Here is a 25574-nt window from a genome sequence, read left to right as displayed (position 1 = left end):
ACCGGAATGTTTGATACCAAAATTGCGATCGTCCTGCGAAACAATCTTGCCGGCTGGCAGAAGCTGAACGTCACGGCTTTCCTTTCGACAGGCATCGCCGGGCAATATCCCGAGATCATCGGCGAGCCCTACAAGGATCGTGCCGGCAATCTCTACAACCCGCTATCGGTCCAGCCAATCATCGTGCTTTCCGCCGACGAAGCGACGATCGCGAGCATCCACCGCCGCGCGCTGGAGCGCGAGGTGACCTCTTCCATCTTCATCGAGGAAATGTTTGCGACCGGCCATGATGCCGCCAATCGCGCCGTCTTCGCCGAATACGCCCCCGACGACGCAAAGGTCGTCGGCATCGCGCTCAGAGCTGACAAGAAAATCGTCGACAAGATCACCAAGGGCGCGACGATGCAGCATTGAAGCAGGTACACACACAAAAGAGGCCGGGCGATGGCCCGACCTTCTATGTCTGGACGAGCTTCTGACTCAACCCTGCGTGATGGGCGCGATCTGGATCTCGACGCGGCGGTTCTGGGCGCGGCCGGCCTCGGTCGCGTTGGAGGCGACGGGCTGGGACGGGCCGAAGCCGACGGCGGAGACGCGGCGCTGGTCGATGCCCTGGCCGCCGAGATAATCGGCAACCGAAAGCGCGCGGCGCTGCGACAGGTCCTGGTTATGCTGCAGGCTGCCGGTCGAATCCGTATGGCCGTTGACGTCGATCAGGGTGCGGTTGAACTTGCGCAGCACGATCGCCACCGAATTCAGCGTCGGATAGAAGCCCGGCTTCACCGCGTCCTGGTCGACATCGAAAGTGATGTTCGAGGGCATGTTGAGAATGATGTTGTCGCCCTGGCGGGTGACGGAGATGCCGGTACCTTCGAGCTGGGCGCGAAGCTCGGCTTCCTGCTGGTCCATGTAGTTGCCGATCGCGCCGCCGGCCAGCGCGCCGATACCGGCGCCGATCAGCGCTGCGTTGCGCTTGCCATGCCCGCCGCCGCCAACGGCCACACCGACAAGAGCGCCACCGAGCGCGCCGAGCGCAGCACCGCCCGCGGTATTGGAAACCTTCTGCTCACCAGTATAGGGATCGGTCGTCGTGCAGGCGCTGAGATAGCTTGCTGCGACAGCCAGAAGTATGAATTTCTTGATCATGGACAGGACGGTCTCCGTTCAAAACTGATGCGAGCAAATGGCAAGGATTACGGCAAGAAAATGAAGATGTTCCCTTGATAGGGGAATTTCAGGCGCCGAAACAGCAGCCATGTTGCAGCAAGGCACGGATATCACCAGTTTTTACCGGGTCGGCGGGCGCGCTTCGTTCTCCTCCTCATTCCTGTGACGAGCACAGGAATGAGGAGGAGAAGTGGGCGCGCCAAATCTTCCTCCGAGATACTCGGACCTCAAACAACAAACATCGCAGTGCCGCTCCAAGCGACCAATCTCACCCTTAGAAATTCTGGAACAACTGCCTGACCGTGTCGTAGGTCGCATTGGCAATGTTCAGCGATTGGAGGCCGAGCTGCTGCTGCGTCTGCAGCGCCCTCAATCTGCTCGACTCCTCCTCCATGTCGGCATCAACGAGCCGGCCGATGCCGGCGGTGATGTTGTCGTGCAGCTGAGTGGCGAAGTCGTTCTGCAGCTCGATGCGTTTTTCCAGCGCGCCGAAGGCCGATCCGACCGTGGTCAGCTGCGTCAGGGCGGCATCGACCACGCTGATCATTTCGCTGAGCTGACCTTTCGTCGTGCTTGAAGAGACGGAAATCACCACCTGACCGGTGGTGGTGCCGTTCTTGCTGGTCATCAGCACGTAGTCCTGCGAAGCGCCGAGTTCCGTAGCGAAGTAGGCCGAGGTCAACACGCCGTATTCGCCGGAACCAGTGGCCCGGTCGTCGATCAGGTAGCGCGCATCCTTGGACGTGGTCGCCCCCACAGGCGTGTTGTCGATATGGTAGCTCAGCATGCCCACGGAGACCGTGCCGTCGGCATTGCGGATGAAGGAGGCCGGGATTTGGCGCGGCCGCGTCGGCGTCGCATCATTGGTGAGGATCACCCAGTTGTCGCTGTTGAAGGTCGCCGATTCCGAAACGCTGCGCAGTTGCTCCTGCAATTGCTTGAGTTCTTCGTTGATCTTGTTCTTGTCGACCCCGTCCTCGGTGGCGGCGACGAGCTTGGCCTTGATCTCGGAGACAACGTCGATGACGTTCTGGACACCGGTATAGGCCGTGCCCATTGTCGCAGCCGCCATGCCGAGCGCGTCCTGGACCGCCGAAATGGCCTTGTTGTCGGTGCGCGCGGTGGTGGCGATCGACCAGTAAACAGCATTGTCGGCCGCTTTGGCAACACGCATGCCTGTCGTGATGTGGTTCTGCGTGACCGTCATATTGCGATTGATATCACGCAGCACATGGAGCGCCGCATCAACGGAGACGCGCTGATAAATACTCACGGAACTAGACTCCAAAAACACAACAGAACGCAACTGAACAGGGATGAACCTTCCGCACAGACACTCATGTCCGGGGTCGCTGGGTCTCCAGCGCATTGCCTTCAAGAAACGAAGAAGGCCAGTCGGTTCCTGGCCACGATCATTGCGGCTTATGCTTAAAAAACGGCTAATCTTCAGAGGAAATTTATCTTATTCCGCAAGGCTTCATACACCATAAGAAACGCCGCCGAATGGCAATCCGGCGGCGTGTTCAATGCGCATGGAAGGCTTACTCGGCGGCCTGCAGCTGCTCCTCGTCGGGGGCCGGGGGCAGCCTCGTCGCGACCGACATCTCCTCGTGCAGGCGCGCCTCCTCGTGGGCATGCGGCTTGGCGAAGCGGGCAAGCAGGAGATAGGCGACCGGCGTGATGAACAGCGTCACCAGCGTCGCGAAGCCCAGGCCGCCGACGATCACCCAGCCGAGCGCCACGCGCGCTTCCGCACCCGCGCCGTGGGCAAAGACCAGCGGCACGCCGCCGAGGATGGTGGCGATCATCGTCATCATCACGGGGCGAAGGCGCAGCGCGCAGGCCTTCTCAATCGAAGAGCGCACGTTCTCGCCCCTGTCACGCAACTGATTGGCGAATTCGACGATCAGGATGCCGTTCTTAGCCATCACGCCGACGAGCAGCACCAGGCCGATCTGGCTGTAGATGTTCAGGCTGGAACCGGTGATGATCAAAGCGAAGACGGCGCAGGCAAGGCCGAGCGGCACCGTCGACATTATGATTACCGATGAGAGCACGCTTTCGAACTGGGCGGCGAGTACCAGGAAGATGATGACGATGGCAAAGCCGAAGGTCAGCGCCATGCCGCTCGAATTCTCTTCCAGCGTCGCGGCTTCCGCAAGCGGCAGCAAACGTGCGCCGGGCGGCAGCAGGGGCTCGGCAAGTTCCGTCACCTGTCTCACGGCATCGCCGAGCGACATGCCGTTCTTGAGGCCGGCGGTGATCGCGACGGAGGCGAGCTGCTGCTCGCGGTTCAGCTGCGGCGCGACCGATCCTTCCTTCATCGTGGCGATGACGGACATCGGCACGATCTTGCCGTCACCGGTTTTCAGGAACACGTTTTCGAGATCCGTGGGATCATCGATAGGCCGCGTCGTCGAAGTCAAAAGCACGGGATAGGATTCGCCGTCGACGAAGACATCGACCACCGAGCGCCCTTCGAGCAGCGACTGGATCGCCGTCGACAGCCCCGTGATGTCGATGGCGAGATCGGAAGCACGCTCGCGGTCGATCGCCACCGACACCTGCGCTTGACTGGGCTCGTTGGTGAGCCGCGGCGTATCGTATTGGCCGGTGGCGTCGAGCGCCTGCACCAGCTTGGCGGCCGCCGCCGTCAGCGCCTCGTGATCGTTACCAACAAGCGCCATCTGCACACCGCTGCCGGCGCCGCGGATGCGCAGGCTGTTGGAAGATATGGCGTTGCCGCGCAGCGCCGGCACCTTCGCCGCCGCCTGATTGATGTCGCCGACGATCTCGGACTGCGTCCGGTGACGCTCTCCCCAGGGAGCAAGCGTCAGCACCATGAAGCCGCTGTTCAGCGAGCCGCCCTGCCCGGAGATCGAGAAGACGTTGCGGATGTCGCCGCCATCGACCAGCGGCTGCAGATATTCCTCGACGAGCTGCATCTTGTCGCGGGTATATTCGAGGCTCGATCCCTGCGGCGACGTCAGCCGCATCATCACCAGTGACCGGTCTTCTTCCGGCGTGAGCTCGCTCTTGACCGTCGAGAAGGCGATGAGCGCCGCGCCGGCAAACATCACCGAAAACAGGATGACGACGAATGGCGCGTTGAGGCAGCCGTGCAGCGCCCATTTGTAGAGGCTGGCGAAAGCCCCGCCGACGCGGCCGAGCGCGCCGTGATCCTCAATCATCGGCTTCGTCAGCATGCGCGAGGCGAGCATCGGGCAGAGCGTCAGCGCCACGATTGACGATAGTCCGACCGAGAAGGCGAGCACGAAGCCGAATTCGCGGAAGAGACCGCCGACCTGCCCCGGCAGGAACGAAAGCGGGATGAAGACGGCCGCCAGCGTCGCTGTCGTGGCGATAACTGCGAAGAACACTTCGCGCGTGCCGAGCACGGCGGCCGCGCGCGGTCCCATGCCCTCGGCGCGCCGGCGCACGATGTTTTCGAGCACCACAATCGCGTCGTCGACGACGAGGCCGGTCGCCAGCACGATGGCGAGCAGCGTCAGGATGTTGATGGAGAAACCGACCATGTAAATTGCCGCCAGCGTGCCGATCAGCGCCACGGGCATGCTGACGGCCGGGATCAGCGTTGCCCGCCAGTCGCGCAGGAAGAGATAGATAACCGCGGTGACGATGACGGCGGCAAGCACCAGCGCCAGCACCACCTCATGGATCGCGCCCTTGATGAAGACCGCATCGTCGCTGGTGATGGCGATCGTCGTTCCCTCGGGCAGCGTCTTCGATAGTTGCTCGACGGCCGCCTTGATGCCGGTCGAAATATTGAGCGCATTCGACTGCGCCTGACGGATGATGCCAAGGCCGATGCCGGGCTTGCCGTTCGAGCGCAGCGCCGTATCGCCGTCGCGCGGCCCGAGCGTCACCGTCGCGACATCGCCCAGCCGGACGCGGTCTTGCAGCATGACATCGGAAAAATCCGCCGGCGTCTGCAGATTGGCGGTGGCACGCACGACGATATCCTGCGTCGCGCTCTTCAGCGAGCCGGCCGGCACGTCGAGCGCGGCATTGTCGAGCGCCTTGGTAAGGTCGCCAATGGTGAGCCCGCGGCTGGCGAGCGCCCCCTGATCGACATCGACGCGGAAGACCTTCTCCTGGTCGCCATATTCCTCGACATCCGCGACGCCATCGACGGAGGCGAGGCGATCGATCACCTCGTTCTCGACGAGCTGCGTCAGGTCGTCCATGTTGAGCTTGGTGGAGGTGACGGCAAGGCGCATGATCGGCGAAGAATCCGAATCCGCCTTGACGATCTGCGGCGCATCTGCCTCGTCTGGCAGGTTCTGCGTGATGCGGCCGATTGCATCGCGCACGTCGTTGGCGGCGACCGCGAGATCGATCGCATCGGAGAATTCGAGCGTCACCCGGCTCTGGCCGAAGGAAGAGGTCGAGGAGATCGACTTCAGGCCGCTGACGCGGGCGACTGCACCCTCGATCACCTTGGTCAGTTCCTGGTCGATCGTCTGCGGTGAAGCGCCGTCGAAAGTGGTGCGCACGGTGACGACCGGACGGTCGACATCAGGCAGCTCCCGCACCTCGACGCCGACATAGGCTGCAAGGCCGGCGACGACCATCAGCGTATTGAACACCAGCGCCAGGATCGGCCGGCGAACGAAAAGCGCGGTGAAACTCTGCTTGCCCGACGCTCGGTCCTGAGGCAGTTCCGTCACGTTCATTGGGTGGCGACCTCCCCACTCGCGGCAACATCGGCGGAAACACGCACCGCGCCACCCTCACGCACGCGCTGCAGGCCCTGCGTCACGATCTTGTCGCCGTCCTTGAGGTCGGCCTTGACGAGAATGAAGTCGGGATTGCGCTGCACGACGCTCACGCGCACCTTGTGCGACTTGTCGTCGATCACGCGCCAGACGAAGGACCCTTGCGAATCCCACTGCACCGACTGCGGATCGACCGCCGGATATTTGTCGCCAGGGAATTTCATGCTGACGCTGAAGGACATGCCGGCGCGCAGCTCGTCGGAGGCATTGTCGATGCGGGCGCGCAGGCGCAGCGTGCGGCTTGCCGCATCAATGCGGTTGTCGACAGCCTCGATCACGCCGGAAAACATCTGCCCCGGTCTTGCCACCGACATCGCCTCAACCGGCTGGCCGACCGCAACCGTGTTGGCAAAGCGCTCCGGCACCCAGAAATCGACGAGGATTTCCGACCGATCGTCCAGTGTGACGATCGGCGTGGTTGTGGTGACATTGTCGCCGATATTGACGGGCACGATGCCGACGATGCCGTCGATCGGGGCCGTGATGTTGCGTCGGGCGAGATTGAGTTCGGCGGCCTGCAACTGCAGTCGCGCGCCCTGCTCGGCGATCTCGGAATCGAAGACGTCCATGCGCGACACGCTGGACTTGATGTTGTGATAGAGATTGGATTTCTCGACCGCGGCCTTCACCGCCACGTCCGCCTGGCCGCGGGCGATCACCTGCTCCTCGCTGTCGAGCTTGGCGAGCACCTGCCCGGCCTTCACCCTGTCGCCCGACTTGATGAGGATTTCGCGGATCGTGCCCGATGCCTGCGGCGTCACCGCGACGGAACGGATCGCATCGCCTGTACCGATGGCATTCAGCCGGTCGTTGACGACGCCCTGGACGACGGCTTCCGTCGCGACGAGAATGGCGCTGTTGCGCCCGCCGCCGCGGCGGTTTTGACCCTGTCCTTGCCCTTCGCCCCGTTGTCCCTCGGCCCCAGCGGAAGCACCGGCATCGGCTGTTTCAGGAGCCTGAGGCGCGATCATGGAAATGAGGCCATCCGGAATGCCTGCATCGCGCATCTTATCGCCGGCGCCGGGCGCAAAGAAAACCCACGCGGCAAAACCGGCAATGATGACGATGAGCGAAAGTATAAACTGCTTCCAAAAGGCCATTCACGTCTCCGGAGGGACTCGAGGTTGGACCAGGGTCGGTCGAAAGAGGCGCTGCGGGATCAAGCTTCCCATCTGATGCGACAATATCGCGCGTTTACAGCTTACCGACAAGGATAAGCGGCCGGCATTACCGATTTGTAATATCAGCGAAGATTGGAAATAACCCGGCCGCTCACTTTTGCTTGAACGAAACTCGAAAACCTCTTGTCGCCGTCGTTACTGAAGCGAGATAACAGTGAAGAACTAGCTATCGACTCAGCGACCACCGCAGGCCGATGGTCGATGCGATCCCCAGTATCGGCCAAACCGCCCAGAAGGTCCCGCTCCAGGTGAGGACGTTGATGCCGATGATGCCGAGCGCCACAATCGCGAGCGTGACCATCCTGCGGTCGAAACGCGTCTGTTCACGATTCCAGGCGAGCGCTGCAACAACGGCTATCGCAAGCAGTGGAAAGCGCGCCCAAAAAACACCCTGCCACGACAGGAGATTGATGAAGATCAGCACGACGGCGATGACGCCAAGCGCGGCAAACAGCCTCCGTCCGCCGGACACCGGCCTTGCCTCGGCCGTGACGGCGGCGGCTGGCTGTTGCCGGGCGGTGGGTCGTTCGCCAGGCGGCGTTTCGTCGCCTCCCTCGCCGATCTTGACCGCGTAGCTCGGCACGCCCTCTTCGACGTTCTTCACTGTCAGCGGCCCGAGAAACTCGAAACCAACAGCCACCTTGTTGCGCACCTGATCGTAGACGGTGCTTGATATTACGATGCCTCCGGGCGAAGCCGACGTCTGCAGCCGCGCGGCGATATTGACGCCGTCGCCATAAATTTCATCGCCTTCGACGATCACGTCGCCGAGATTGATGCCGATGCGGAAGAGCATGCGCCCGTCGCTCGGGCGGCCGGCATTGAAGCCGGCAAGTTCGTTCTGGGTATCGACGGCCGCGCGCACGGCTTCGACGACGCTCGGAAACTCGGCGATCAGTCCGTCGCCCCAGGTGTTGACGACGCGGCCGCCATGGCTCTCGATCAAATGTGCCATCGCGTCGCGGCAGCGCTTCAGCGTCGCAAGCGTCCCCTCCTCGTCGGCCCCCATCAGCCGTGTGTAGTCTTGCACGTCAGCACAGAAGATCGTCGTCAGCTTCCGCCGCGTTTCACTCATTGTCGCTCGCCTTTGCGCTATCCCGAAAGGTCGCTGCAAGGTGGAATTGGGTTGAGTGGAGACCAATATGAACGATTGCAGCGGCGTTAAATTACGCAGCCTTTGTGTTTGTTGCCATCGATAATTGCCGATCGCCGCCGGATGCGGACAAAGGATGGAGGCGTACGATGCGCTTTAGCCCGACACGTTGCAAAAAACCGGATCATTGAACGATCTTGCGCGGGCTTGCCGAGTGTTCCTTCGCCACGCTGCTCGAACCGTCGATTTCCTGAAGCAGCACATCGTAGCCCCAAAGATCGGCAAGATGTTGCAGGACGAGCTTCGTGTCACCTTCCTGCAGATAGCAGCCGTTCATGACGATATGCTGCAGCAACAGGCGACGGTCGCCGGCGAGATCGACATCGACGATATCGATTGCCGGATCGGTCCAGCCGATATCGTATTCGCGGGAGAGCTGGCGGCGAATGCGCAGATAGCCGCGTTCATTGTGAATTGCCGAAACCAGCACACCTTCGGTCTGTTCCGGGTCGTCGTAGAGATGGAACAGCCGAAACCGCCGGATCAGGTTCGGACTGAGGAACTGGCTGATGAAACTTTCGTCGCGGTAATTCGCCCAGATGTCGCGCAGGACCCCCATCGCGTCGCCTCTTCCCGCGATATCGGGAAACCATGCCCGGTCCTCTTCCGTCGGCTTCGTGACGATCCTCTCGATGTCCTGCATCATCGCAAAACCAAGCGCATAGGGATTGAAACCCGAGAACCGCCGATCGTCGTAGTTTGGCTGGAAGACGACATTGGCGTGCGACTTCAGGAATTCGAGGAAGTTGCCGTCGCTGATCTGCCCCCGCTCGTGAAGTCGGTTCATGATCTGATAGTGGACGAAGGTGGCGGTTCCCTCGTTCATCACCTTGGTCTGCCGCTGGGGATGGAAATATTGCGCGACGTGGCGCACGATGCGAAGGATCTCTCGCTGCCACGGCTGCAGCCGGGGCGCAGATTTCTCGAGAAAATAGAGGATATTATCCTGCGGGAGACCGAGCGCGGCGCGCCGCTTTTCCAAGCCTATGTCACCCGTCTTCTTCGCCTTCCCGACGGGAACCGTGCGCCACAGATCGTTGAACATCTGCTCCTCGTGGGCGCGACGCTCCTGTTCCCGCTTCTCCTCCTGGCGAAGGTCGATGGTGGTCTTGCCGGCATATCGATGCACCCCATGCGACATGAGCGCATGCGCCGCATCGAGCGTTCTTTCGACCGCCGTCTCCCCGTAGCGCTCTTCGCAGCGGGTGATATAGCCCTTGGCGAAATCGAGATAATCAAGAATTCCCTCGGCATCGGTCCAGAGCTTGAAGAGATAGTTGTTCTTGAAGAAGTGATTGTGGCCGAAGGCCGCATGGGCGGTGACGAGCGTCTGCATCGTCGCCGTGTTTTCCTCCATCAGATAGGAGATGCAGGGAGAGCTGTTGATGACGATCTCGTAGGCAAGATCGCGCATCCCGCGGCGGTAGAAGGTCTCGTGATGCGCGAAGTGCTTTCCGAAGGACCAATGACGGTAAAAGAGCGGCATGCCGGTTGAGGAATAGGCATCCAGCATCTGCTCCGAGGTAATGACTTCGATCTGGTTCGGATAGACATCGAGGCCGAGTTCACCGAGCGCGATCTCTTCGCACGCATCGTGGATGCGCTGCAGCGTTGCAAAGTCCCAGTCGGCCCCCTCGAATAGGAGCCGCTCTCTTGGCCTCACCGTCATGGTCATGGCGTCACCTTCGACTGTGCCTCACGTTTCTGGAAGAGATCGTGGAAAACAGGGAATATTTCGCTTCGCCGGCAGACCTTGCGCATTGAAAGCGGCAGCGGTTCGGAACGGATCCCATCATAGAGCATCCACAGCGGCGATCGCGATATTGAAGAATCGCCGCCCTCCTCGCCGACTTCGATATAGGCGAAATACTGGCATAGCGGCAAAATCTCGCGCAGCAGCTGCCCGGTCAGATTTCCGTCCGAATGGGCGTTGTCGCCATCCGAGGCCTGGGCACCATAAATATTCCACTCCGCCGGGTCGAAACGCGCTGCGATAATTGCCCGCATTGCGGCAAGCGCACTCGAAACCAGCGTGCCACCCGTCGCCGGGCCGTAGAAGAAGGTTTCCTCATCGACCTCCTCAGCCCTGTCGGTATGACGGATGAAGACGATTTCCACCTTCTTGTAGCGTTTCGACAGGAAAAGGTAGAGCAGCAGATAGAATCGCTTCGCGAGGTCCTTCATGTGCTCCGACATGGAGCCTGACACGTCCATCAGGCAGAACATCACCGCTTTCGCGACTGGCTTCGGCTCGTTTTCGAAGCGGCGATAGCGGACATCCAGCGGATCGATATAGGGAATGCGCCGGCTTTTTTCCGTCAGGGCTTTGAGTTTTGTCTCAAGCGCCAGACGGGTCTCCTCGTCCTCGCATTCCTCGATCTGCCGCTGCAGGGCTTCGATTTCTTCGCGGCGTGGGCGGCCAAGCGCAACGCGGCGCATCATTGCCAGCTTCGTCGTGCGGCCGACGGCAATGTTGGAAGGCGACCCTGATACGGAATAGCCGGCCCGGAACGGAGTTTCCTCCTCGGTTTCGGCTAGACGCCGCTTGGCGAGGTCTGGCAATTCGAGGTCGTCAAGGAACACATCGAGGAATTCCTCCCGCGTCAGTACGAAACGGAAGCCATCCTCACCGTCGCCCTCGCCTGCATCTTTTGGTTTTCCGCCCTTCCCGCCCGGCGGCCGCGGAATGATGTCCCCCTCGACGAAAGCCCGGTTCCCGGGCAGGATGTGGTCGGCGATGCCACCTTCACCCCTTCGAAAGCTTGGTTCTGCCATCCCATCGATCGGCAGGCTGATCTCCCCGCCGTCGAGCACGTCTCGAATGTTTCGATTTTGCAGCGAACGTTTCACCGCCTGCTGCACGGCTCCCTTCATACGTCGAAGGAACCGCTGACGATTTTCCAGACTTTTACCGCGCGGATTTAGCCGCCGGTCGACAATGTGCATAATGGCTCCGCATTAACTTGCCTGTTTGACGCGCATGTACCATTCGACGAGGCGCCGAACCTGCCGTTCCGTGTAACCTCGCGCGGCCATGCGCGAGACGAATTCGCTATGCTTCTTTTCTGTTTCCGAATCCTTCTTCGATCCGAAGGAAATCACCGGCAAGAGATCTTCGACCTGCGAGAACATACGCTTCTCGATGACTTCCCGGATTTTCTCGTAGCTCGTCCATGACGGATTTTTTCCGCCATTCGCTGCCCGCGATCTCAGTGAGAACTTGACGATTTCGTTGCGGAAATCCTTCGGATTGGCGATTCCCGCCGGCTTTTCGATCTTCGTCAGCTCCTGATTGAGGAGCTCGCGGTCGAGAAGCTGACCAGTATCGGGATCCTTGAAGTCCACATCTTCGATCCAGGCATCGGCATAATCTACGTAGCGGTCGAACAGATTCTGTCCGTAGTCCGCATAAGATTCAAGATAGGCCTTCTGTATCTCGTTGCCAATGAACTCTGCGTAGCGTGGCGCAAGATCGGCCTTGATGAACTCCAGATAACGCTTCTCGACATCATCGGGAAACTGCTCGCGACGGATCGCCTGTTCCAGCACATACATCAGATGGACGGGATCAGCGCCAATGTCAGTCGTGTCGTGATTGAAGGTGGAGGCGAGCACTTTGAAGGCGAAGCGGGTCGATATTCCGTCCATGCCTTCGTCGATACCGGCAGCATCCCGGTATTCCTGGACGCTGCGGGCACGCGGATCGCTTTCTTTCAGGCTCTCCCCGTCATAGGTGCGCATCTTCGAGAAGAAGGTCGAATTCTCGTGCTTGCGCAGACGCGAAAGAACGGAGAAACGCGCCAGCATTTCGAGCGTTGCCGGGGCGCATGGTGCGTCCACCAGTTCCGATCCCTCGATCAGCTTTTCGTAGATCCTCTGTTCTTCTGTCACCCGCAGGCAATAAGGCACTTTGATCACGCAGATACGGTCGATGAAGGCCTCATTGTTCTTGTTGGCCTTGAAAGTCTGCCACTCCGCCTCATTCGAATGAGCAAGGACGATTCCGGAGAAAGGTATGGCGCCGATATTCTCCGAGCCGATATAGTTGCCCTCCTGCGTGGCCGTCAGCAACGGATGCAGCATCTTGATCGGCGCCTTGAACATCTCCACGAATTCGAGCACGCCTTGATTGGCGCGGTTCAGCCCGCCCGAATAGCTGTAGGCATCCGGATCGTTCTGAGAGTAGGTTTCCAGCTTGCGGATATCTACCTTGCCGACCAACGAGGAGATGTCCTGGTTGTTCTCATCGCCTGGCTCGGTCTTGGCAATTGCGATCTGGCGCAATCGCGAGGGTTGTATCCTGACGACGCGGAATCGGGAGATATCGCCTCCGAAATCGTCGAGCCGCTTCAGGCACCACGGGCTCATCAATCCGTTCAGCCGCCGCTGCGGGATCCCGTATTGCTCCTGCAGGAGCAGGCCCATCGTCTCCGGATCGAAGAGATTGAGCGGGCTTTCGAACACGGGGCTGATCTCTTCGCCCGCCTTCAGCACATAGATCGGATGCACTTCCATCAACTGCTTCAGCCGCTCAGCCAACGACGACTTGCCGCCCCCGACCGGACCGAGCAGATAAAGAATCTGCTTGCGCTCCTCGAGCCCCTGCGCTGCATGCCGAAAGAAGGAGACGATGCGTTCGATTGTCTCTTCCATGCCGTGAAAACCGGCAAAGGCCGGATAAACCCGGATCGTCCTGTTCATGAAGATCCTGCCGAGGCGCGCGTCCTTGGCGGTGTCCACCATCTGTGGTTCGCCTATGGCAGCGAGCAGACGCTCGGTGGCGTTGGCATAGGCGATCGGATCGGTCTTGCAGAGATCAAGATATTCCGAGACCGACATGTCGCTTTCGCGACGCGCTTCATAACTGCGGGTAAACGCATCGAATACGGATTCACTCAGCATGGGACCTCCATTAAGGTTATGCCGCAGGCTCTAAGCCGTATAACCATCGAGATGGCCACGGCGTTCCTAAGAATCAATAGTTTCGTAGGTATATTCCACGCTGACCGGCCGTTTGTGGCAATGCACAAAATTGTGCATGCACCGGTATTTTTTTACTCTACGAATCTGTTTCTTATTGTAGTTGAGAAAAGGGGCGTCGCGATATCAGCACATTTAGCGACGTGACATGAAGGTCAAAAAGGTGTGCAATAGCGCCCGTGATTCGAGCCGTGGAAAATCGGCGATTTCCCGCCGGCAAGAGCAAGCCGGCTCTGATTGCGGGGCAGTGAGCGCGCCCCCGCAGGATGAAACCGGGCGAAGTCACCCCCGCCGGTTTATTGCGATCGTGCGCCTCCCGGCTCTCAGCCGTTGAACGCTTTCTCCAGCGCAGCCACATCGATCTTGACCATCCCGAGCATGACTTCGGTGACGCACCTTGCCCGCTCGCGGTCTTCGTCGGCGATCATCTCCGAGAGAGCGCGCGGCACGATCTGCCAGGACAGGCCCCAGCGGTCTTTCAGCCAGCCGCATGCCTCCGGCGTGCCGCCATTGGCGAGGAAGCCATCCCATATCCGGTCGATCTCCGCCTGGCTATCGAGAAGAACCGCGATCGAGAACGAGTGGTTGAAGCTATCGAGCGGGCCGGCCTTCATCGCCAGGAAAGCTTGGTCGCCGAGCGTGAATTCGATCAGCTCGACGCTGCCGGGAGGCCCACTCGGCGTTTCCGCCGGAAGTATGGTGGTGCGGCCGATCCTGGAATCCGGAATGATCGACACGTAGAATTCGACGGCTTCGCGTGCCTGCTCGGCGAACCAGAGATTTGCAATGACCTTCGGCATAGACAGCCTCCTTGTTGGCGAGTATCCCGGACTTCTGTCCGTGCTTCGAGGACGTCTGGTCGGCGCCGGTTCCGACAGGCTGGATCGGAATTTTTCGCCCGCTCACCCGCGGCAGCCTCGCCACCCGCACCCAGGCAATAGTGGTGGTTTGGGAATGAAAGCAGAACATCTTTTCTGGTCTTTCCTTCCCGAATCACTACATTACGCGCCATGAGCAATAGTTTCGACGATATTCCCTTCTTCGACGAAGAGCCCGGCGAAGTGGCGCGCAAGCCGCAGCCGTCCGTCGCCGCAGCCGGAAGACCCGCCGCTGGCGGCGGCATCGCCGCCCGCGCCATGGCGGCGCGCGACGGCGGAAAGCGGCCGGATTATCTCGCTGGACTGAACCCGGAACAGACTGAAGCCGTCGAAACGCTGGAAGGTCCTGTCCTCGTGCTCGCCGGCGCCGGCACCGGAAAGACACGCGTGCTGACGACCCGCATCGCCCACATCCTCAATACCGGCCGCGCCTTCCCGTCGCAGATCCTCGCCGTCACCTTTACCAACAAGGCCGCGCGCGAGATGAAGGAGCGCATCGCCCTGCTCGTCGGCGGCGCCGTCGAAGGCATGCCCTGGCTCGGCACCTTCCATTCAATCGGCGTCAAGCTTCTGCGCCGCCATGCCGAGTTGGTTGGCCTCAGTTCCGATTTCACCATCCTCGACACCGATGACGTCGTCCGCCTGATCAAGCAGTTGATCCAGGCCGAAGGTCTCGACGACAAGCGCTGGCCGGCAAAGCAGTTCGCCGGCATGATCGACACCTGGAAGAACAAGGGCCTCGGACCGGCCGATATTCCCGAAGGCGATGCCCGCGCCTTCGCCAATGGCCGCGGCCGCGATCTCTATTTCGCCTATCAGGCGCGCTTGTCGACGCTGAACGCCTGCGATTTCGGCGACCTGCTGATGCATCCGATCGCGATCTTCCGCAAGAATCCGGATCTCCTAAAGGAATATCACGGCCGCTTCCGCTATATCCTCGTCGACGAATATCAGGATACCAACACCGCCCAATATATGTGGCTGAGGCTGCTGGCCCAGCGCAGCAAGGGCGAGCCGCAGAATGTCTGCTGCGTCGGTGACGACGACCAGTCGATCTATGGCTGGCGCGGTGCGGAGGTCGACAATATTCTTCGCTTCGAGAAGGATTTCCCGGGCGCCAAAGTGATCAAGCTCGAGCGCAACTACCGATCGACCGAACATATCCTCGGTGCCGCCGCCCATCTGATCGCCCATAATGAAGGGCGCCTGGGCAAGACGCTGTTCACCGATCGCACCGATCCCGATGACGTCAAGGTGCAGGTTCACGCCTCCTGGGACTCCGAGGAGGAAGCCCGCGCCATTGGCGAGGAGATCGAGCAACTCCAGCGCAGCAAGCATCTGCTGAACGACATGGCGATCCTCGTGCGCGCCTCCTTCCAGATGCGCGAATTCGAAGATCGCTTCGTCACCCTTGGCCTCAACTACCGCGTCATTGGCGGCCCGCGCTTCTATGAGCGCCTCGAAATCCGCGATGCCATGGCCTATTTCAGGCTCGTCGCACAACCCGCTGACGACCTCGCCTTCGAGCGCATCATCAACACGCCGAAGCGTGGCCTCGGCGATACGACGGTGCGTGCGCTGCATGATTATGCCCGCGCCCGCGACATCCCGATGCTGGCGGCAGCGGCCGACATCATCGAAACGGACGAGCTGAAGCCAAAGGCGCGCAAAGCCCTCTTCGATGTGATTCAATCCTTCCGCCGATGGCAGGTGCTGCTTGAAAACACACCGCATACCGAACTTGCCGAGCAGATCCTCGAAGAGTCCGGCTATACCGACATGTGGAAGAACGACAAGAGCGCCGAAGCCCCGGGTCGACTGGAAAACCTGAAGGAACTGATCCGCTCGATGGAAAGCTTCGAGTCGATGCGCGGCTTCCTCGAGCACGTATCGCTCGTCATGGACGCCGAGACCAACGAGAACCTCGACGCCGTCTCGATCATGACGCTGCACTCGGCCAAAGGCCTGGAATTCGACACCGTCTTCCTGCCCGGCTGGGAGGAAGGCCTTTTTCCGCACCAGCGCTCGCTCGATGAAAGCGGCCGCGCCGGCCTGGAGGAGGAACGCCGTCTCGCCTATGTCGGCATTACCCGCGCCAAACGCCGCTGCCACATCTGGTTCGTCTCCAACCGCCGCATCCACGGTCTCTGGCAATCGACCCTGCCCTCGCGTTTCCTGGACGAACTGCCGGAGACCCATGTCGAGGTCGCCGAGATGGAACAGAGCTACGGCGCTTACGGCCGCGGCGGCTACGGCCAGTCCCGCTTCGACAAGGCCGAACCTTTCGCCAACTCCTATTCGACCCCCGGCTGGAAACGTGCGCAGGCCAACAGGACCGACGCCACGCGCGACAATTGGGGCACCCGCTCCGGCCACGCCGTCGAACGCATCGGTTACGGCGAAAGCGGCCCGAAGGGGCGCATGATCGACGGCGAACTGGTGGCGAAGTCCACGTCCTCGGAGCCGTCGCGCTTCACCCTCGGCGACCGCGTCTTCCACCTGAAATTCGGCAACGGCAACATCACCGGCATCGAAGGCAACAAGCTGACGATCGATTTCGATCGCGCCGGCCAGAAACGGGTGCTGGACGGGTTCGTCGAGCGCGTGTGATTTGCGGTGATACCGCGTGGGAACCCTTACCCGAACATCCGCATACTGCTGAGTCCGAGAATATCGTTCAGCAGGGCGATCCCCATTCCGACGGCGACGATCGACAGCCCGATCAGGAACAGTCGCCGAGCCCGGTCATATTTTGCGGCGAGCAGGGAGTCGCGCGCGAGCAGATCGGCAAATACCTTCACCTGAATGGCGATACCGACAGTCAGGAACGACATCGGTAGCAGATCGACGCGGCTCCAGTCATTGGGATTGGACACCCAGAGACTGATGAAATTGAGGGAGAAACCAAGAATGATCCCGGTCGCAGTCAGCGAGCCATTGCGAAAGGTGGCATCGATCTTTTCATCTGCTTGAGGCTCGGACATAGCTTCAATCTCGATTGCTGATGAGCCAAGAAAGGCAGAAATCGCAGCGGCGGGCAAGATCGAGCGGACGTCGCCGTCGAAGACGGTGCTGCAGCACCCCAGCCGGTAAACCGATGAAGGCTGACACCGGGAAAATGAGGCTCTGCCGGGGAGATCCCGCAGCGTAAAACCTTCGCCTCCCGCCATTTCGAGAGGAGAGTCATCGCGACCAATATCCATGGTTGCATTAGCGTGTGCTTTTTCGACCAGCCACTACCGGAGGTACTGGAATTAACACTTGCGCACCCGCGCTGGGAAATCCACTAGTGGTGTGTTCGGTGCATTTGGCATTTGCATTGCAATAACGGAAGGGATTGGCCTTGATGAAAGCGCTGCTGCTCGTCGATATCCAAAACGGCTTCTGTCCCGGCGGCAATCTGCCGGTGCCGGACGGCGACAAGGTGGTTCCCGTCGCAAACCGGCTGATCGACAGCGGCAAATATGATTTGATCGTCGCCTCGCAGGACTGGCATCCGCCCGGCCACGGCAGTTTCGCCTCCGCCCATCCGGGCGCCGCTCCCTTCGAGATGGGCGAATTGTCCGGCAAGCCACAGATGATGTGGCCCGACCACTGTATCCAGGGTACGCTCGACGCCGAACTGCATCCGGACCTGAGATCCGAAGAGATCGACCTGATCCAGCAGAAGGGCGAGGATCCCGGGATCGACAGCTATTCGGCATTCCGCGACAATGACCGGGATGCTTCGACCGGTCTTTCCAATTTTCTCCAGGAACAGGGTGTCACCGATCTCGACGTCTGCGGGCTGGCAACCGATTACTGTGTCAAGTTCTCGGCGCTCGACGCGCTCGAGATGATGCCTGGTGTGCGCGTGCGCTTCATCGAGGATGCAAGTCGCGGCATTACCCCCGAAGGTGTTGCCGCCGCTATCGACGAGATGCGGGCGCATGGCATCGCTGTGATTAAAAGCGCAGATGCCTTGCGCCAATGAGCTTGCGATCGCCGACTATTTCAACAAATAGGCGTCGAATGTCTCATCGCTGCCGGCAACGGGGCCGAAGCGCTTGACGAGGGTCGTCTCGCTCCGGAACGCGGGAATGTCCTCTGGCGTCAGGGACAGCAGCCAATTGTAACTTTCGCGCAATGAGACCGGCGCGGCAATTCGGTCAAGCCGCTGTGAGAGAAGAATGACGACGGGGGCATGCTCGCTCTGCTGCAACTGCCGCGCCGTCTGCAGAATGTCGGCAAGGCTGAGAGAAAGCCGCGCATTGCGAGTATAATGCACAATGGCACCGAACCGTTCCTCTCTTAGAAGATAGGTGCGATTGGAAATGAAATAGGGCAAGGCTTCAACGAGATAGTCGGGATCCGCCATGATGATCGCATTCTTGAGATCAGGACGAGATTCAATGAACGAGCCGAGATCCTGGGCTCGGCTGAGCGGCATGTCGGTGAAAAGGAATTGATGGACCCTCTCGATGCCGGAAGCGACCTGCAGCGCGAGCAATATCATGAAGCACAGACGCCCGATCTTCACGACGACGGCAGCTTCGGTGCCGGCAACATCGACGGGGCCGAGCCGAGGCGGCTGGGTCAAAGCGGTGATTGCGATCATGAAGACCAGCCACAGCGCCTGATGCCTGTAGCTACCTGGGTAAACGAGCGTAAAAAGCAGGGAAAGCCCGAGGAGAACCAGTGCTGCTGCGAACATCGCCGGTCGCCGGTTGGCCAGCCCCAACAGACTGCCATAGATGAGCACAGCCATGAGCGACGCGAAAATCCGGGCGAGCGATGGATCAGCCACGACCAGTTCAAGGACCCGGTCGGGGTAGAATGCCATGAAATAGGAACTGGCCGCGGTAAAGGCAGAAAGGACAAGCAAAGCGAAATTCTTGTCCGCGAGATCGTTCTGCCCGGCATCGTTGAAGGTCGGATAGACCGTCATGACGCACAGAACAACGCCGACCGCGGCAATGGCAGCTGCTGTCACAAAGGCCCGATATGCGCTCAAAGGGGGTCTTGGCCGCGCCAGAACCAGATCGAAAAACCAATAGGCGAGAAAGCCGCCGACGAGGACGGCCGAGTGGACATTGGTATTTGCCAGCAAGGCAAACAAAAAGCCGAGCAATATCCCGTTGCATACTCCCCTCTCCCAGCTCAGGACGACAAGGAAGACCACCAGCATGCTGATGCCGTAATTTCGCGACATTGCCGCATAATCGAAAATCGAGAAGCTGCTGAACAGCGACAGCAGCATGATGGGAAGGGGCAGTTTCAACCGGAAAACAAGAAGGTAGGCGGCGGCCGCCGCAATCGTCAGTGCGACGATTTTCAAGACGACGGGTGAGCCGACTATGACATAGGCGGCGCGCAGCAGGATATACCACAGGGCAGGATGCCCCTCACCCTGCAGTTGGCGAAGCATAGCGGCGAAATTGTCTCCCTGAAGGGCCAGTGACAATGCGCGAACTTCGTCACGCCATACCGTTTCGGACCAGCAAAGCGCAGACGCCAGCGCAAGCCAGGCGAGGAAGAGCATCGCCTTGGCAAGCCTGGCGGATCGTGGTTCATCAATAACAGAGACAATCAGGGCCAAATGACACCAACCTGGTGAAGGAAAGCGCCGACCGTATCGCCGCAGCCATAATTTGGCGTTAAGCAGGCCTGCCGTCTGATTTTCAGGCGCTGGATTTCTGCTCTCTCTCGAGAAGATGGATATCTTCGGCCACGTCTTCCATTCTCTTCAATAAGGCAGCCTGGGCATCTCTCAGCCCTCGATTGTAGAAGTAAGGCCCGATCTCCTCGGTAAAAAAATCGAGCAGGAATTCGGCCGGCAGGGTTCCGATGGGATCCAGTTCGCGGTCGAAATAAGCGCGGATGCGCGAAACGATCTCAGCCTTTTCTGGAAAATCCGATTTTCTGCATGCCTGGTTCTCCGACAAATGCAATCACGACGTTGATGCTTCAGCGAAATCGATCGGTCAATCAACGAAATTCAATTGCCGCGGAAGACCGTAGCCCATAAGGAAAACCTGAATTTCCAACAGGACACTCACATGAATCGCGCCGACTTTGTTGAAGGTTTGCGGGGCGGCTCGGCCGTTGCGCTGGCATCGGCGCCCTTTGGCGCGCTGTTCGGAGCACTGGCGGTTGAAAACGGCATGTCGCTTTCCGAGGCCGCCTTCATGAGCGCAACGGTCTATGCCGGTGCCAGCCAGATGGTCGGAATCGAACTCTTCGGCCACCAGGTTCATGCCTGGCTGATCGTGCTGTCGATCCTAGCCGTCAATTTTCGCCATGTGCTCTATTCGGCGGCCTTAGCACGCTACATCGGCCATTTCACCCCGGTGCAGAAGTTCTTCACCTTTTTCCTCCTCGTCGATCCGCAATTTGCCGAGGCGGTCAAGCGGGGCGAAGCCGGCAAACCGCTTACCTTCGCCTGGTATCTCGGCTTCGGCGTCATCATCTACATTCCCTGGGTGCTGATCAGCGTCGCCGGCGGCCTGCTCGGCGGCTTCATCGGCGATCCCAAGGCAATTGGACTCGATATCTTGCTGCCGGCCTATTTCCTCGGCATCGTCCTCGGCTTCCGCAAGCGCGACAACTTCCTGCCGGTGGCGCTCGTCAGCGCGGTAGCATCAGTGCTCGCCTACCGCTATGTCGGCTCGCCCTGGCATGTCAGCCTGGGTGCGGCCGCCGGCATCGTGCTGGCTGCCCTGCTGCCGCTGCCGCGCGAGGTGCCGGATCTCGAAGCCGACGCCCTTCAATCCGAAGTGCACGAGGTCTGAGCCATGGAATTCGATCTCCATATGGCGCTCGTCATACTCGCCGCAGCAGTCGCCACCTTCGCCACCCGCATCGGCGGTTATATCCTCATCACCCGAATGAAGAGCATTCCCCCGCGCATGGAAGCGGCGCTGAACGCCGTGCCGGCCGCCGTGCTGACCACTCTTGTCGCACCTGCCTTCTTCATTGGCGGCTGGGAATCGAAACTGGCGCTGATCGTTGCCCTCTTCGTCGGCCTGCGCATTTCCCATACATGGATGCTGCTTGCCGCTTGGGTTGTCGTGATGGCATGGCGCTACACGATCGGCGCCTGAACCCCGGCCTTGCGCCTGAAAGTGCGCGGCCTTGCAGCCCGAAAGCAGTGTTCCGCCGCCTGTTGCCTAATATTCGAGCGGCAGCGTCGCGTTTTCGAGCCACGCCATGACGTCGGGATCGTGGATCAGCGGCATCAGCGCCTCGCATGTGCGGCGGTGATAGTCGTTGAACCAATGCAGCTCATCATGGGTCAGAAGCTCGGGAATGACGAGGCTGCGGTCGATCGGGCAGAAGGTCAGCGTCTCGAAGCCGAGCATCGGCATGTCGCCGCCTTCGATCTCCTCGGCGCCGCGCACATAGATCAGGTTTTCGATACGGATGCCGAAGCTGCCGGGCCGGTAATAACCGGGCTCATTCGAAAGGATCATCCCGGGCAGCAGCTCCTGCGTCGAAAGCCGGGAAATGCGCTGCGGCCCCTCATGCACAGAGAGATAGGAGCCGACCCCATGGCCTGTGCCATGAGCGAAGTCGGCGCCTGCCCGCCACAGCGCGATGCGCGCCAGCGGATCGAGGTCGCAGCCGCGTGTACCCTTCGGGAAACGTGCCGTGCTGATCTGGACCATGCCCTTGAGCACCATCGTGAAGAAACGGCGATGCTCCTCTGACACCGTGCCGATCCCGACCGTGCGGGTAATATCGGTCGTGCCGTTGATGTATTGCGCACCGGAATCGATCAGGAAAAGTTCGCCTGCTTCGATCATCCGGTTGGTCGCGGTGGTAACGCGATAATGCATGATCGCCGCATGTTCGCCGGCGCCCGAGATCGTATCGAAGGATATATCCTTCAGCGGGTTCTGCATGCTCTGGCCGACTCGAGCGCGCACCGCTTCCAGATGTTCGGCGGCGGCGATTTCGCTTACGCTGCCCGGCTTCTCCTGCGACAGCCAATAAAGGAATTCCACCATCGCTGCTCCATCCTGCAGATGTGCAGCGGCCGAGCCGTTGATTTCCACGTCGTTTTTCACCGCGCGCGGCAGCTTAGCGGGGTCGGCGCTCTCCACCACTTCGCCGCCCGCCTTGCGGATAATCTCCGCCAGCGCATGGGAGGCGATATCAGCATCGATCAGCACTCGGCGATCCCTGGAAACGGCAGCAAGCCTCTCTTCGAGCGCCGATGGCGGAAGTTGCGTGCATATCTGCCCGAGATAAGCCTCAGTCTCGATTCCAGTCTTGCGCTTGTCGAGGAAGAGTTCGGACCGCCCGTCGGCGTGGATGATGGCGCGCGCCAGCGGATGCGGCGTGTGCGGCACGTCGGCACCGCGGATATTGAAGATCCAGGCAACCGAGGAGGGATCCGCAATCAGCACCGCGGCGAGGTTCTTCTTCGAAAGCTCAGCGGCAATCGTCGCAATCTTATCGCTTGCCAGCACGCCGGCTTGGGCGACATTCTGGATGGTCACGGCGCCGAGCGGCTCGGCAGGCCGATCGCTCCACAACCTGTCGAGCGGATTGTACGGCAGGAAGACCAACCTCCCGCCGATCTCCGCGAGCGCTTTTTCCAGGCGCCGTACCTCCGCGCCGGCGTGAAGCCAGGGATCGATGCCGAGCCTCAGCCCCTTAGTTCCGTTTGCGGCAAGCCAGACATGCGGCGGCTCGTTCACCAGATCGCCGCCCGAAAACACCGAGCCGTCGACTTGTTCGGCGAGCTGCGTCACATAGCGCCCGTCGACGAAGACGATCGCCTGCGTCCGCAGGATCAGCGCGATACCCGCCGAGCCGGTGAAACCCGTCAGCCATGCCAGCCGCTCGGAGCAGGCCGGAACATATTCGCCGTTGAACTCATCGGCGCGCGGCACGAGGAAAGCATCAATGCCTAGCGAATCGAAAGTAGCGCGCAGCGCCGAAACTCGTTCCTTGCCGAACTGCGGCGTGGAGGTGACTTCGAAAGACTGGAACATGCTGGAAATCCGAATGGTTGAAACGAATCTGGTTAACGGGATGCCGGCCATGTTAGCGAAATTTAAATCGATGGGGAGAAAAAGCGACGAAACGAGGCGAAACCGTTGGGCCTGCTCGGCATTTTGACGGAACTGTGACGCCAAAAGTTAATTTGGCACGCTTTATGCATTGGCCGCATGGCTCCCATGATGAAAACCCTCTGCCTCCGCATTTCAGAATAGCTATATAGCCACCATCGAACGGTTCGGATGAGCCAGCAAACAAAGGAATTTTTGAAATGACCGCCTCTCTCTCGCGCTTCGCATACAGCAGCCCGGTGCAGGCTGGCGAACGCCAGACTGTGCGTCACGTGATCGGCGCCCGCCGTCCGCAGAACGAGGACAGCCTCAAGCTTCTCGGTGCCGGCCAGCGCGTCACGCGCCACCAGGGCGCGCCCAGCTACGCGTTCTAAGCTTAAAGCCTGTCCGTCTCCTCCCTCCCGGACCGGCCTATTGGAATGCAGTAGAGCCCGCTCGAGCGCTCCTCCTCCTTCGAGCTCGCGGGCATTGACCGGAAGACCGGTCCAAGGCGGTGCCATCGGCGCCGCCTTTTTCTTTTGAGAACGGCACGGAAACCGCACTATCCTGTGGGACAACTGGCGTCACGACTTGTTCCCTCCTCTCCCCAGCGGGGAGAAGGTGGCCCGTAGGGTCGGATGAGGGGCGCCGGCGCACCCGTCGCCCCGATCCTCTCCCTCCTCAAGGCCGATCGAAATGAATCGTCACCCAGCCGTTCCGCCAGATCGTCCTGACATGGCGGAGCCGCGCGCCGCTATAGGCGGCGATCACCTTCCACCGTTGTGACGCGAGAATGCCTGAAAGGATCACCGATCCGCCGGGCGCAAGATGCGTGGCGAGCTTTGGCGCCATCCGAATCAAGGGCCGGGCGAGAATATTGGCGATGATGAGGTCGAAGGGGCCATTCTCCGAGAAGGCCGTCGAATGGAACCCCGGTGCGGTCTTCGTGACGATGCCAGACGCGATGCCATTGCGTCGTACATTCTCAGCCGCGACCCACGTTGCGATCGGATCGATATCGGTCGCAAGCACCGGGATGTTTTTGAGCTTACGCACCGCGATCGCCAGGACGCCACTGCCGGTGCCGAGATCAAGCGCACTGCGAACCCGGCGCGAACACATCACTGCATCGATCATCTCCAGGCAACCGGCCGTCGTTCCGTGATGGCCGGTACCGAAGGCTTGGCCGGCATCGATCTCGATGGCGATGTCACCGGAGCGGACCTTGTCTCGGTCATGCGAGCCATGCACCAGGAAGCGCCCCGCCCTGACCGGCTTCAGGCCCTCCAGCGATTTCGCCACCCAATCGACATCCGGGATGACTTCTCGCGACAGCTGAGCATCGGGAAAAGCGACCTTCAGCGCTGCCTCGATGCGGGAGCGCACATCCGCCTCGTCCTCGGCCATCATATAGACCGAGGCCTCCCATATATCCTTCTTCTCATCGATTTCGGTGGTGCCGATGGCAAAGTCTTCTTCGCCGAAGACTTGGGTCAGGAGATCGAGGATCGCTTCGGCCTGGCTTTCGGTGGTCGACACGTAAAGGCGGATTTCACTCACGATAGGCGGTCTTTCCCGTTTCCGTTGCCCGCCATCGGTCGAGCCAACGTCCCATCACGCTGAAGCCATCACCCCTTATGGACGAGATTCTCCAGCTTCTTTACCGCCGTGTCCGGATTTTCGCCATAGGCGATCGTTCCGGAAAACCGCCCGGCGGAATCGAGCAGGAAGACCGACGCAGTATGATCCATCGTATAGTCGCCGTTTGGATTGTTCTCGTCGACCGGCACCTTCTTGGCATAGACGCGGAACCCCTTGATGACCTCGGCGATCTTGTCCGGTGGGCCCGAAATGCCGGTAATTCGCTTGGAAACGTTGGACACGTACTCGTTCATGATCTCAGGCGTATCGCGCTCCGGATCGACGGTCACAAAATAGGCCTGCAGCTTGTCGCCGTTGGGATCGACCTTCTCCATCCAGCCGTTCAGCTCGAACAGCGTTGTCGGGCAAACTTCCGGGCAATGGGTAAAGCCGAAGAACAGCGCCGTCGGCTTGCCGCGCAGCGCCTGCTCGGTGATCGGCTGGCCGCTCTGGGAAACCAACGTGAAAGGCACGCCGAAGGGAGCTTCCGCCACGACGTCCCGCGACTTCATGGAATAACTCACCGCGCCGAGAATCCCGGCAAGTATCAGAACACCGATCCAGACGGCGATGCGGAATCTCTTCATGGCGTGATCCTCGATCGGGCGGATGTGCCACCCGCCCCTGCCGGCGTGATTATCGTCTCGGCCGAAGGCGCGCAATTCAAGAATATGTTTTTTGACCCGTGATTAATTGTCTCACGAACCGCAGCCGTCGATCACCCGAAAGTCAGTCTG

Annotated in this window: 21 protein-coding genes; 6 read left to right on the top strand and 15 right to left on the bottom strand. The window is 60.3% G+C overall.

Translation table 11 applies throughout. From position 1 onward, the window contains the following. Positions 1-6: 6 nt before the first annotated feature. Positions 7-414, top strand: coding sequence for a DUF2000 family protein (locus CO660_RS06060; RefSeq protein ID WP_097597984.1), 408 nt, complete (start codon positions 7-9; stop codon positions 412-414). Positions 415-480: 66 nt separating this feature from the next. Here CO660_RS06060 and CO660_RS06055 read toward each other — a convergent pair whose 3' ends face one another. The 9 genes from CO660_RS06055 to CO660_RS06015 all read right to left on the bottom strand — a co-directional run bounded on the left by CO660_RS06055 (position 481) and on the right by CO660_RS06015 (position 14080). Continuing rightward, the gene (locus CO660_RS06055; RefSeq protein ID WP_085778750.1) at positions 481-1146 is read right to left on the bottom strand and encodes an OmpA family protein; all 666 of its coding nucleotides are present in this window, start codon (positions 1144-1146) and stop codon (positions 481-483) included. 295 nt (positions 1147-1441) lie between these two features. Next, the gene (locus CO660_RS06050; RefSeq protein ID WP_097597983.1) at positions 1442-2440 is read right to left on the bottom strand and encodes a flagellin; all 999 of its coding nucleotides are present in this window, start codon (positions 2438-2440) and stop codon (positions 1442-1444) included. Between the two features lie 268 nt (positions 2441-2708). Further along, positions 2709-5864 (bottom strand): efflux RND transporter permease subunit, encoded by a 3156-nt coding sequence (locus CO660_RS06045; protein WP_097597982.1) that lies wholly within the window; start codon positions 5862-5864, stop codon positions 2709-2711. Further along, positions 5861-7066, bottom strand: coding sequence for an efflux RND transporter periplasmic adaptor subunit (locus CO660_RS06040; protein ID WP_097597981.1), 1206 nt, complete (start codon positions 7064-7066; stop codon positions 5861-5863). The genes CO660_RS06045 and CO660_RS06040 overlap by 4 nt, the downstream gene beginning before the upstream one ends. 247 nt (positions 7067-7313) lie before the next feature. Continuing rightward, the gene (locus CO660_RS06035) at positions 7314-8222 is read right to left on the bottom strand and encodes an adenylate/guanylate cyclase domain-containing protein (protein WP_097597980.1); all 909 of its coding nucleotides are present in this window, start codon (positions 8220-8222) and stop codon (positions 7314-7316) included. A gap of 202 nt (positions 8223-8424) precedes the next feature. Further along, the gene (locus tag CO660_RS06030) at positions 8425-9975 is read right to left on the bottom strand and encodes a SpoVR family protein (RefSeq protein WP_097597979.1); all 1551 of its coding nucleotides are present in this window, start codon (positions 9973-9975) and stop codon (positions 8425-8427) included. Next, on the bottom strand, positions 9972-11246 hold the full coding sequence (locus tag CO660_RS06025) for a YeaH/YhbH family protein (RefSeq protein ID WP_097597978.1): 1275 nt from the start codon (positions 11244-11246) through the stop codon (positions 9972-9974). The genes CO660_RS06030 and CO660_RS06025 overlap by 4 nt, the downstream gene beginning before the upstream one ends. 12 nt (positions 11247-11258) lie before the next feature. After that, entirely contained in the window at positions 11259-13202 is a 1944-nt protein-coding gene (locus tag CO660_RS06020; RefSeq protein ID WP_097597977.1) for a PrkA family serine protein kinase, read from the bottom strand. Between the two features lie 401 nt (positions 13203-13603). Next, a complete protein-coding gene (locus tag CO660_RS06015) occupies positions 13604-14080 on the bottom strand; it encodes a VOC family protein (RefSeq protein WP_097597976.1) in 477 nt (158 codons plus the stop codon). 210 nt (positions 14081-14290) lie between these two features. Between CO660_RS06015 and CO660_RS06010 the strand changes: the two genes are divergently transcribed. Continuing rightward, positions 14291-16768 carry a UvrD-helicase domain-containing protein gene (locus tag CO660_RS06010; protein WP_097597975.1) on the top strand — a complete coding sequence of 826 codons (2478 nt, stop codon included), beginning with the start codon at positions 14291-14293 and terminating at the stop codon, positions 16766-16768. A 26-nt stretch (positions 16769-16794) separates the two neighbouring features. Here CO660_RS06010 and CO660_RS06005 read toward each other — a convergent pair whose 3' ends face one another. Then, entirely contained in the window at positions 16795-17142 is a 348-nt protein-coding gene (locus CO660_RS06005; protein WP_097598119.1) for a hypothetical protein, read from the bottom strand. Positions 17143-17504: 362 nt separating this feature from the next. On the opposite strand from CO660_RS06005, the gene pncA reads away from it, so the two are divergent. Then, positions 17505-18131, top strand: coding sequence for a bifunctional nicotinamidase/pyrazinamidase (gene pncA / locus CO660_RS06000; RefSeq protein ID WP_097597974.1), 627 nt, complete (start codon positions 17505-17507; stop codon positions 18129-18131). A 15-nt stretch (positions 18132-18146) separates the two neighbouring features. Here pncA and CO660_RS05995 read toward each other — a convergent pair whose 3' ends face one another. Further along, on the bottom strand, positions 18147-19736 hold the full coding sequence (locus tag CO660_RS05995) for a hypothetical protein (RefSeq protein WP_097597973.1): 1590 nt from the start codon (positions 19734-19736) through the stop codon (positions 18147-18149). Between the two features lie 82 nt (positions 19737-19818). Further along, complete coding sequence (locus CO660_RS05990; RefSeq protein WP_097597972.1) at positions 19819-20082, bottom strand: DUF2164 domain-containing protein; 264 nt, start codon at positions 20080-20082, stop codon at positions 19819-19821. Positions 20083-20196: 114 nt separating this feature from the next. Between CO660_RS05990 and CO660_RS05985 the strand changes: the two genes are divergently transcribed. Beyond that, positions 20197-20928: an AzlC family ABC transporter permease gene (locus tag CO660_RS05985; protein ID WP_085778762.1), complete on the top strand. Its 732-nt coding sequence runs from the start codon at positions 20197-20199 to the stop codon at positions 20926-20928. Positions 20929-20931: 3 nt separating this feature from the next. Continuing rightward, a complete protein-coding gene (locus tag CO660_RS05980; RefSeq protein WP_097597971.1) occupies positions 20932-21240 on the top strand; it encodes an AzlD family protein in 309 nt (102 codons plus the stop codon). 66 nt (positions 21241-21306) lie between these two features. Here the strand turns inward: CO660_RS05980 and CO660_RS05975 are convergent, their stop codons facing one another. Continuing rightward, the gene (locus CO660_RS05975) at positions 21307-23139 is read right to left on the bottom strand and encodes an aminopeptidase P family protein (protein ID WP_097597970.1); all 1833 of its coding nucleotides are present in this window, start codon (positions 23137-23139) and stop codon (positions 21307-21309) included. 278 nt (positions 23140-23417) lie between these two features. Between CO660_RS05975 and CO660_RS33205 the strand changes: the two genes are divergently transcribed. Beyond that, positions 23418-23591, top strand: a complete 174-nt coding sequence (locus CO660_RS33205) for a hypothetical protein (protein ID WP_004668779.1) — start codon at positions 23418-23420, stop codon at positions 23589-23591. Between the two features lie 286 nt (positions 23592-23877). On the opposite strand, the gene CO660_RS05970 is transcribed toward CO660_RS33205, so the two are convergent. Then, on the bottom strand, positions 23878-24756 hold the full coding sequence (locus CO660_RS05970) for a 50S ribosomal protein L11 methyltransferase (RefSeq protein WP_097597969.1): 879 nt from the start codon (positions 24754-24756) through the stop codon (positions 23878-23880). Between the two features lie 68 nt (positions 24757-24824). Then, on the bottom strand, positions 24825-25424 hold the full coding sequence (locus tag CO660_RS05965) for an SCO family protein (RefSeq protein ID WP_097598118.1): 600 nt from the start codon (positions 25422-25424) through the stop codon (positions 24825-24827). Positions 25425-25574: the final 150 nt, after the last annotated feature.

Source organism: Rhizobium sp. L9, from assembly GCF_002531885.1.
Lineage (GTDB): Bacteria > Pseudomonadota > Alphaproteobacteria > Rhizobiales > Rhizobiaceae > Rhizobium.
This window is presented reverse-complemented; position numbering and strand designations above follow the sequence as displayed.